Here is an 8,926-nt window from a genome sequence, read left to right as displayed (position 1 = left end):
CTTTGAGCCGATTTTTAACGCTGTATGGGCGAGCGCAGACAGTTTTCGTACAGAGCCTAGTGTCCCTTTAGATTAGTGGGTTAATTCAAATGCATATCGAGTCACCACCATGTTCGTGAATGCCCTGTCCGAGGCCCTTGAGGCGCCCGGCGACGACGCCCTGCTGCCCCCGGGCCTGCTGGCTTTTCTTCGTTGCGCCACCCCGGATGCCTGGATCGCCTGGGCACGCGGGAATCCCGAGACGTTGCTGATCGATCACGCCCAGTGCGAGAAGAAGGCGGCATCCACGGCGATGAGCCTGCTCTACCGCTATGTGAATGAACCGTTACTGCTGACCAAGATGTCACAGTTGGCCCGGGAAGAACTGCTGCATTTCGAGCAGGTAGTGAAACTGATGGAGAGTAGGGGTATCGTCTATCGTCATCTCAGTGCCTCCCGCTACGCAGAAGGGCTGCGTCGTCATGTCAGCCCTCAAGAACCGGAGCGATTGGTCGATATCCTGATCATTGGCGCCTTCATCGAGGCGCGTAGCTGTGAACGTTTCGCTCGGCTGATTCCATACCTGGATACCGAGCTTGCCAGGTTCTATCGCACGTTGGTCAAGTCGGAGGGCCGTCATTATGAAGACTACCTGATGCTGGCAAGGCACGTGGCGCCTGGCTCCATCGACCGGAGGGTAGCCTTTTTCGCCGAACGCGAAGCAGAGCTGATAGTCACGCCGGACACGGCGTTTCGTTTCCATAGTGGCGTGCCGGCCTGAGGCCGCCGCTTTCGCCATGCAGGGTTCCATCATGCAGGACGCTTCCGAAGACGTTCATAACAGCGATTGGAATCAGTTGGCGCTATTTGGCCAATTCTCGCTGACCCTGGGGGACGATGTCCTTACCCAGTTCAGCTACGACAAGGTCAAGGCGCTACTGGTCTATCTGTTACTGCACCAGCAGCCCGTCAATCGTGCCAGCCTGGCCGAGCTGCTGTGGCCGGACCAGGGGCTCTCGTCGGGCCGAACCAACCTGCGCCATGCACTGCACTGCCTGCGACAATCGCTGGGCGAGGAAGCCGAGCGCGTGCTGGTCGTCTCACGCCAGACAATCGCGTTCCGGTTGCCCGAAACCTGGCGTTTCGACCTCGATGAGCTGCACGAACTCCTCGAAGGCGCGCACGACGTCACCACCCTGGAGCGCCTTCTCCAGCGCTATCGTGGCGACCTCGTCGAAGAGCTGCAACTGTCGTCCTGCACGGAATTCCAACGCTGGCTCGTGCAATTGCGCAACGAATGGCGCCAGCGGGTCATCCGTTTCGCCGAAGGCGTGCTCGAGCAGCACGATGACGTGCCCGGTCCCCTCTTGCAGGCGCTGGTCAGCCGTTTTTCCGGTTACGGCCCGTTCCATGAACGGCTGGTCAGGCAATTGGCCGAACAGGGCCAACTGGCCGCTGCCCATGAACAGTACAGCGCCTACCTGCAACTGCTGGCACTGTCCGGCCAACAGCCCGAGCCCGTTTTCCTGCAACTGGCTCGCTACTGGTCCGACGGCAACCCGGACTTGCAGGGGCTGTCCCCACGGAACGCCTTCTCGCGCACCCTGGCCGCGGACAGTTTGCCGCTGCGCGAAGACGAAATCGAACAGCGTCAACTCTCGGTCATGGCCATTCGCCTGCGGGTGAAGGGCGAACTGTCGGCTCGTGACGAAACCCGCGCCTGCCTGGCGCTGCAGATCGAATTGATGCGCTGGCTGGAGCAGCAGTGTCACCACCTGGGTGGCTTCTGGCTCCCCGGCGCCACTGGTGGCCTGGGGCTGGCCTGCTTCGGCACCCATGGCCCGGCGCACCAGCTGGCCGAACTGGTAGCGCTCTACGAGCATTGCCGCAGGGTACTGCCCGACGAGATATCCCGGTACTGGAGTGGCGAAGGCGAGCCACCCCGGATTGAACTGGCCGCCGGCCTCAACAGCGGCCGCGTGGTCTACCTCCCCGAGCGCCAACTGGTCGATCCGCTTGGACAGGTGTCCCAGGTCGCGCTCGAGCTGATGACCGCCGCCGAGGGCAGTGAACTGGTGATCTCCCAGGAAGCCAGCCAGCACATGCCGCCGGCGCTGGACCTGCAGCCACGACTCTCTTCGCGGCTGGTGGCGAGTGATGGCCGAGTGCGCCTGCGCGCCCTGGTGCTCGGCCACAACGAAGGTGGCCGGGACGCCATGCCGCCTAGCCTGGTGGGACGTGAAGCCCCTCTCAGAACGATGCGCGACGCCCTGGCGCGAGCCGGTATCGGCCTGCGTCAGAGCGTACTGGTGCGCGGGGCATCCGGCATGGGCAAGTCGGCGCTGATGGTCGGTTTCCGGCAGTTGGAGCTAAGCCGCGACGCCGCCATTTGCTGGCAGCCCACCACCCGTCTCTCGATACTCGAACCCTATGGGGTGGCCAGGACACTGCTGCGCTGGCGCCTCGACGGCGAACTGAATGCCGCCAGCCTGGCCGGGTTGCTTGCCTCCCTTCCGGAATGTCATCTGACCGGCGACCAACTGGCGCTCCTGGAAGAGGCACTGGGGGTGAGGGAAACACCGGAAGTGGCGCTGCTGGTCAAGAGCGGCGAAGCCGCCGACCTGGTCGTGGCCCTGCTGTGCCGTGTCATCGAGCATCAGGCCGCCGAACGCACCCAGGTGCTGATGATCGACGACCTGCAGTGGCTCGACGAACCCTCCTTCCGCGTGTTGGCCGGCCTCCAGGCGCGCCTCCCGATCAACTGCGCCTTCCTGATGGTGGCCAGTCACCATGGCCGCGAAGCGCTGCCGACCCGGCTGCATTGGGACCAGCAGGTTACGCTCGGGCACCTGGATGCCATGCAGTCGTCCCGCCTGCTTTCGCAGCTGGCCCGGCGCTACCGGCTGCACCTCAGCCCGCGGCTTCGGGGCCAGATCATCGAACGCTGCGATGGTGTGCCGCTCTACATGCAGGAGATCTGCCGCCGCCTGGAAATGGATCGCCGGGAAGGGCGTAGCGTCCATCTCGACGAACTGCCTCGCGGCCTGCTTGGCCTGCTGGCCAGCCGCATCGACCAGCTCGACGGCGATCGCGAAGTCGCCCACGTGGCCGCGGTGCTCGGTCGGCGCTTCCGCCTGGATTTCCTGGCCGAATGCAGTGGCTGGGAAATGCCCCAACTGAATCGCGCCCTGGAGCAGATGCGACGCCTGGAAATCATCGAGCCCGCCGGTGGCGAAGGCGGATGTCGGGAATACCAGTTCAGCCACCAGCTGCTTCAGGAAGCCGCCTATCTGTCCTGCCCGCGTGACGTGCGGGTCCGCATCCATCGCCAGGTGGTCAGTCTCATCGAAGAGCGGTTCCCCATGTGGATCGGTCGTCACCCCGGCGACTTTGCCACTCACTTGCGCCGCAGCGGCCACTACGCCCGCGGTGCGCGATACTTCGAACTGGCCGCCCGCGAAGCGCTCAAGGTCAGCGCCAATCGTACCGCGTTGAAGATGGCGGATTTCGGTATCGCCAGCCTGCGCCACGTCGAGGATCAGGCCGAGCGCGAGATCAGCCTGCTCACCGTGCGCGGGCAGGCCGCGTTCGCCCTGGAAGGGCACGGTTCGCCAACGGCCCATGAAAGCTTCGTGCGCGCCCGGGAATTGCTGGTACAGCGGGAAGGGTGCGACACCGACGATACCGAAGATCTCGAACAGGCCTTCCTGGTCAAATGGGGTCTCTGGGTAGGCTGCAGTCAGCGCCATGCTCATGCCGATGCCTTCTCCCTGGCCGCCAGCCTGGCGTCCATCGCCAGCCGGCTGGAAGATCCCCGCTACCGCCGCCTGGCGGATTATGCCCGTGCCAACTGCGAATACTGGGCCGGGCGCATCGGACAGGCCTTCGACCACCTCGACGAGATCGCGCCCCTCGATCAACCCATGATGATCGAATGGCTGCCGTTCTCCGAACACCCGCAGGTCGCCGCCGCTTGTTTCCAGGGTTGGGCAATCTGCCTGCGTGGCGACTATGCGCGAGCCGAACAGCAGGTGGAATCGGCGATTCGCCTGGCCGAGCGTATCGGACACCCCGGCTCGCTGGCCATGGCGCTGCTGTTTGCCGCCGCACTCTACCGCCAGCTCGGTCACGTGCACCTGGCCGCCAGGCGTGCCGAACAGGCCGTCGCGCTGACGGAAATGCCCGACCTCCACCTCTGGCAGGTATCGGCGCAGGGGGTTCTCGGCTGGCGGCGGGCGCTCTCGGGGGACCGCGACGGCCTGGGCATAATAGACCTATCCCAGGAAGAGTTGGGCGAGATGACCGGGCGGGACCGCTATCATCGCCCCTCCCTGTGGTATAGCGACGCCTGCATCGCCCTCGACGAACTGGTGCGTGCCGAGGACTATCTCGATCAGTGCCTGTTGATCGCCCGCGAACGCAGCACGCTGTTCGTGCCCGAGCTGACCATTCAACTGGCCCGTGTGCGACACCGCCTGGGGCGCCCCCATGCCGACATCCGCCTGCTGGTGGAGCAGGCACTGAAGTTCGCTCGGCTGCATGAGAACCTCCACCAGCAGCTATGCGCGCTGGAAGCCTGGCTGACCCTGATCGACGGCCATGACGAAAGCGCCAGGGAGGAGTTCCGTGAGCTGCTGAGCAATGTGAGCCACAGCGATGCACCGGTACTGGTACGCTGGCGCACCCTGCTGGACCGCAAGCTGTCCCAGGCAATCAATGCCGAGCCATGAGCGACGCGATATCAGCGCCAGGCGCCGCTAGGTCAGCCGTTCCAGGGCGGCAATTCGCTCCAGTGCCTGGGAGCGGTTGCCGCCACACAGCTCCCGGTCGAAGCCAAAGCGCTCACAGACGGCCGGGCGACGCGGGTCGCCGAACAGCCGGCACAGGTTGGCGTCATCGAGCTGAACGCAGCGGATTCCCGCCGATTTTCCCCGGGGCATGCCGGGAATGGGGGAACTGATCGACGGCGCGATGCAGCAGGCACCGCAGCCGGGCCGACAGCCGGCGTCTCCGTTCCCGAACTCAAGGGTTTCCACTCTCGACTGAGCCTCGGCGATCACGATTGAGCCTCGGCGATGGCACCCTTGTCCACGCCTTCGAAAGCCTGCACCCGCGTGGTGCGGCCGGTTTCCTCGGTGATCCGTCGTGCCAGCCAGGAAGCGATATGCTCCACGGTGGTGGGGGTGGGCAAGACGATGCAGCGATCCACCGGCAGGCGCAGCAGGAAACGCCCCTGGTCGGCGCGGTAGCGGGTGGTCATCATGCCTTTGGCCACGGCATCGTCACCGGTCGCAATGTCCTGCTGATCGATCAGGTAGCGATCGTCGAGTCGTTCGGCCCACTCGGCTTCCAGCCCGGGCATGCGCACGCCGCGTTGCCAGATATGCAGCCGCGACCGATGCCCATGGGCGATGCGCTGGCAGTTGCCGACATGTCGCTTCAGCCCATGGCTGTAGGTATAGGAGGCGCCCTCGATGGCTTCCTCGCGCAGGCGCAACCGAATGGCGGAAACCCTCGGAGGCGGCCGCTTCATCAGTTCTTTCGCCATCTGGTCGGCCAGTCGCTCGGTCGTGATGGCCGACCACGGCATCAGGGTGAAGGCCTGGCGGGGCGCGCGAATCTCCATGGCATAGGGGCGGGTGGCTCGAACGCAGAGCCCTTCACCGCACTCGACGATCTCCAGATCGGGGGCCCGGGCCGGGATCAGCAAGGTATGGTCGGCGCCGCCATCCAGGCGCGACTTGATCCACGGCTTGACCTCACCGAAATCGAACAGCATGCCATCCTCACCGAGCTCGCCGTCGAGCTCGGCATCCACATGCCAGCTGGCGCCGATCAGGCCCCGCTGCGGACACCAGAGCGACACATCGAGATGACTCAGGCGGTTGACGAAAAGCGTCATCAGTCGAACCCCGCTATCTTGTGGGTCTGCAGCGACAGGCGCCACTGTGGATGAGCCATGCAATAGCCGACGGTTTCCGCCATGCGACTCCCGGGTTCGCCCAGGGGGCCAGTATCCATCGGCTGCAGGAAGTAATAACGAAAATCGAGTGTCGCGAAGCGCTCGGGCGGGGCGTCCCGCTGGGGGTAGACCAGCTTGATTTCATCACCGCCGGTGACGGCGAGCACACTGGCCCCCTTGGGGCTCACACACAGCCAGTCGATGCCCGCGGGAGGCACGATGGTGCCATTGGTCTCCACCGCCACCTCGAACCCCTGTCGATGCATGGCGCGGATCAACGTCTCGTCGAGCTGCAGCAATGGCTCGCCCCCGGTGAACACCACATAGGGCGTCACGACGCCGTCCTGATCCGGCCACAGGGCCGTCAGGTGGCCGGCCAGGGTCTCGGCATCCGTGAAACGGCCACCGTTCTGGCCATCGGTACCCAGGAAATCGGTATCACAGAAGCGGCAGGCCGCCGTCGCGCGATCCCGTTCCCGGCCCGACCACAGGTTGCAGCCCGTAAAGCGGCAAAAGACACTGGCGCGCCCGGCCTGGCCGCCTTCTCCCTGCAAGGTATAGAAGGCCTCCTTCACATGGTACATCAGACCTCCTGGTCGGATTGCGCGGCATACGACAAGGGGTCGCTGACGCCATTGGCGGCAAACGCCCCCAGCCGCTCCCGACAGCTACCGCAACGGCCACAGGCCAGCTCCTCGCCCAGATAACACGTCCAGGTATCGGCATAATCGAGCCCCATGGACAGGCCGTCGGCGAGAATCTCCGCCTTGGTAGCACGCAGGTAGGGCGCATGAATCTCGACCGGCTCGAAATTGGCGATACCGGCCACGGCGTTCATGCGTTCGACGAACTCGGGGCGGCAGTCCGGGTACAGCACATGGTCACCACCATGAGCACCGTAATCCACCCGTCCGGCACCGATGTTCACTGCCTTGGCAACCGCCAGGGAGAGCAGGATCATGTTGCGGTTGGGCACTACCGTCGCGGACAGATTGTCCGACGCGTAGTCGCCGCATGGCATGTCGCGGCTGGCATCGGTCAGCGCCGAGTTGTCGATAAGGCCATGGATGGCGCGAATATCGACGACCTGGTGAGGCACGCCGAGACCACGGCAAACCGTTGCCGCCACGTTCAGCTCACGGGCGTGGCGCTGGCCATAGTCGAAGGAGAGGGCGTGTACCTCGAGACCCTCGCGCAGGGCGCGGTGCAGAACGGTGAAGGAATCCATGCCGCCGGAGTAGATCACCACGGTGGCGGGTACGGAGGAAGAAACGGGCTGGGTCATGGGAAAACTCACTGTCGGAGAATTTATCGGGCGGCTCCTACCGGTGAGAAAGCCGCTGGCCGGGGTCCGGTCCGGCGCGGGACAAGTTTACGCAACGCCACAACATCTGGCCAGGCCATGTTCTGGTTGTTAGAATTCATCCCCCCTCATTGCCCAGCGCCCGGGCGCTGTCTGAAACGTTGCCGAGCGCAAAGCAGACGGTTTTCAGATAGTGCCCGGGCGCCATCGTCCTGACAACGGTGACCCTGATGAAAGCCCCTGAACTTCTGTCCCCCGCAGGGACGTTCAAGAACATGCGCTACGCCTTCGCCTACGGCGCCGACGCCGTATACGCCGGCCAGCCGCGCTACTCGCTGCGCGTGCGCAATAACGACTTCAAGATCGACAACCTTTACCGCGGCATCGCCTACGCCCACGAGCGGGGCAAGCAATTCTACGTGGCCTCCAACATCGCGCCGCACAACAGCAAGCTCAAGACCTACCTGCGCGACATGGAACCGGTGATCGAAGCGGGGCCCGATGCCCTCATCATGTCCGACCCGGGGCTGATCATGATGGTGCGCGAGCGCTGGCCCGAGCAGGTCATCCATCTGTCCGTGCAGTCCAACGTGGTCAACCATGCCGCGGCCCGGTTCTGGCAGAAGCAGGGCATCAGCCGCATCATCCTCTCCCGCGAGCTGTCGCTGGCCGAAATCGGCGAGATCCGTGCCGAATGCCCCGACCTGGAAATCGAAACCTTCGTACACGGCGCACTGTGCATCGCCTATTCCGGGCGCTGCCTGCTCTCCGGCTACTTCAACCACCGCGACCCCAACCAGGGCACCTGCACCAACGCCTGCCGCTGGAAATACAACACCGTGGCCGCGGCAACCGACGAAACCGGAGACCTGGTGCCGGCCAACTCCGCCCGGGCGCATGCCGCCAGCGGTATCTGGACGCCGGAACCGGGTGGGCAGCAGGGCGGGCTGATTGCCTCCGGCAGCGGCAGTGCGGCGCTTGCCGACATGACCGAAAGCACGGCAACCGCCGGGGGCGTCGAAGGGCAGGACGAACTCTCCGCACTGATCGAGGACCGCACCCGCCCCGGCGAACTGATGCCGGTGTTCGAGGACGAGCACGGCACCTACATCATGAACTCCAAGGACCTGCGCGCCGTACAGCACGTGCCCCAGCTCACCGAAATGGGCGTTACCTCGCTGAAGATCGAAGGGCGCACCAAGTCCCACTATTACGTGGCCCGCACCGCCCAGGTCTACCGCCGAGCCATCGACGACGCCGTTGCCGGGCGCCCCTTCGACATGCGCCTGATGGACGAACTCGACAACCTGGCCAACCGCGGGTACACCGAAGGTTTCTACCGGCGCCACGTGCACGACGAATACCAGAACTACGAGCAGGGCAACTCCGTTGGCGTGCACCAGCAGTTCGTCGGTGAAGTGATCGGCTACGACCCCGAACGCGGCGTACTCGACGTCGACGTCAAGAACCGCTTCGAAACCGGCGACGGCATGGAACTGATGCTGCCCGGCGGCAACCGTCGCTTCACCCTCGAACACATCGAGAACAAACACGGCCAAACCGTTGCCGCCGCCCCCGGCTCCGGCCATATCGTTCGCATTCCGGTGCCAGGCGACCCCATCGACCCGGCACGTATCGAATACGCCCTGCTGATGCGCGACCTGGCGTAAGAAGCCTGTGGG

7 protein-coding genes are annotated in these 8,926 nt (G+C 64.6%); 3 read left to right on the top strand and 4 right to left on the bottom strand.

Annotated elements, in window-relative coordinates; translation table 11 throughout:
- Positions 1–109 precede the first annotated feature (109 nt).
- Both C1H69_RS19335 and C1H69_RS19330 read left to right on the top strand, forming a co-directional pair.
- On the top strand, positions 110–760 hold the full coding sequence (locus C1H69_RS19335) for a MiaE family protein (protein ID WP_102655028.1): 651 nt from the start codon (positions 110–112) through the stop codon (positions 758–760).
- Positions 761–791: 31 nt separating this feature from the next.
- The gene (locus tag C1H69_RS19330) at positions 792–4,709 is read left to right on the top strand and encodes an ATP-binding protein (RefSeq protein ID WP_102655030.1); all 3,918 of its coding nucleotides are present in this window, start codon (positions 792–794) and stop codon (positions 4,707–4,709) included.
- Positions 4,710–4,736: 27 nt separating this feature from the next.
- On the opposite strand, the gene C1H69_RS19325 is transcribed toward C1H69_RS19330, so the two are convergent.
- From C1H69_RS19325 to queC, 4 genes are read right to left on the bottom strand one after another with little or no spacing between them, the layout of a single operon-like run.
- The gene (locus C1H69_RS19325; protein WP_240610015.1) at positions 4,737–5,039 is read right to left on the bottom strand and encodes a YkgJ family cysteine cluster protein; all 303 of its coding nucleotides are present in this window, start codon (positions 5,037–5,039) and stop codon (positions 4,737–4,739) included.
- Positions 5,036–5,881, bottom strand: coding sequence for a 6-pyruvoyl trahydropterin synthase family protein (locus C1H69_RS19320; protein ID WP_102655027.1), 846 nt, complete (start codon positions 5,879–5,881; stop codon positions 5,036–5,038). Before C1H69_RS19320 ends, C1H69_RS19325 begins: the two co-directional genes overlap by 4 nt.
- Positions 5,881–6,525 carry a 7-carboxy-7-deazaguanine synthase gene (gene queE, locus C1H69_RS19315; protein WP_102655026.1) on the bottom strand — a complete coding sequence of 215 codons (645 nt, stop codon included), beginning with the start codon at positions 6,523–6,525 and terminating at the stop codon, positions 5,881–5,883. Before queE ends, C1H69_RS19320 begins: the two co-directional genes overlap by 1 nt.
- Positions 6,525–7,226, bottom strand: coding sequence for a 7-cyano-7-deazaguanine synthase QueC (queC, locus tag C1H69_RS19310; protein ID WP_102655025.1), 702 nt, complete (start codon positions 7,224–7,226; stop codon positions 6,525–6,527). The genes queE and queC overlap by 1 nt, the downstream gene beginning before the upstream one ends.
- Positions 7,227–7,474: 248 nt before the next feature.
- On the opposite strand from queC, the gene trhP reads away from it, so the two are divergent.
- On the top strand, positions 7,475–8,914 hold the full coding sequence (gene trhP / locus C1H69_RS19305; protein ID WP_102655024.1) for a prephenate-dependent tRNA uridine(34) hydroxylase TrhP: 1,440 nt from the start codon (positions 7,475–7,477) through the stop codon (positions 8,912–8,914).
- Positions 8,915–8,926: the final 12 nt, after the last annotated feature.

The sequence above is a fragment of the Billgrantia endophytica genome (genome assembly GCF_002879615.1).
GTDB classification, from domain to species: Bacteria; Pseudomonadota; Gammaproteobacteria; order Pseudomonadales; family Halomonadaceae; genus Halomonas; species Halomonas endophytica.
Note: the sequence above shows the minus strand (reverse complement) of the source record. Positions and strands in the feature narration are given on the sequence as shown.

Excerpts from the sequence above, each read along its gene's own strand:
- C1H69_RS19335 (WP_102655028.1), top strand. The coding sequence starts at position 110 with ATGTTCGTGAATGCCCTGTCCGAGGCCCTTGAGGCGCCCGGCGACGAC.
- queC (WP_102655025.1), bottom strand. The coding sequence starts at position 7,226 with ATGACCCAGCCCGTTTCTTCCTCCGTACCCGCCACCGTGGTGATCTAC.
- C1H69_RS19320 (WP_102655027.1), bottom strand. The coding sequence starts at position 5,881 with ATGACGCTTTTCGTCAACCGCCTGAGTCATCTCGATGTGTCGCTCTGG.
- trhP (WP_102655024.1), top strand. The coding sequence starts at position 7,475 with ATGAAAGCCCCTGAACTTCTGTCCCCCGCAGGGACGTTCAAGAACATG.
- queE (WP_102655026.1), bottom strand. The coding sequence starts at position 6,525 with ATGTACCATGTGAAGGAGGCCTTCTATACCTTGCAGGGAGAAGGCGGC.
- C1H69_RS19330 (WP_102655030.1), top strand. The coding sequence starts at position 792 with ATGCAGGACGCTTCCGAAGACGTTCATAACAGCGATTGGAATCAGTTG.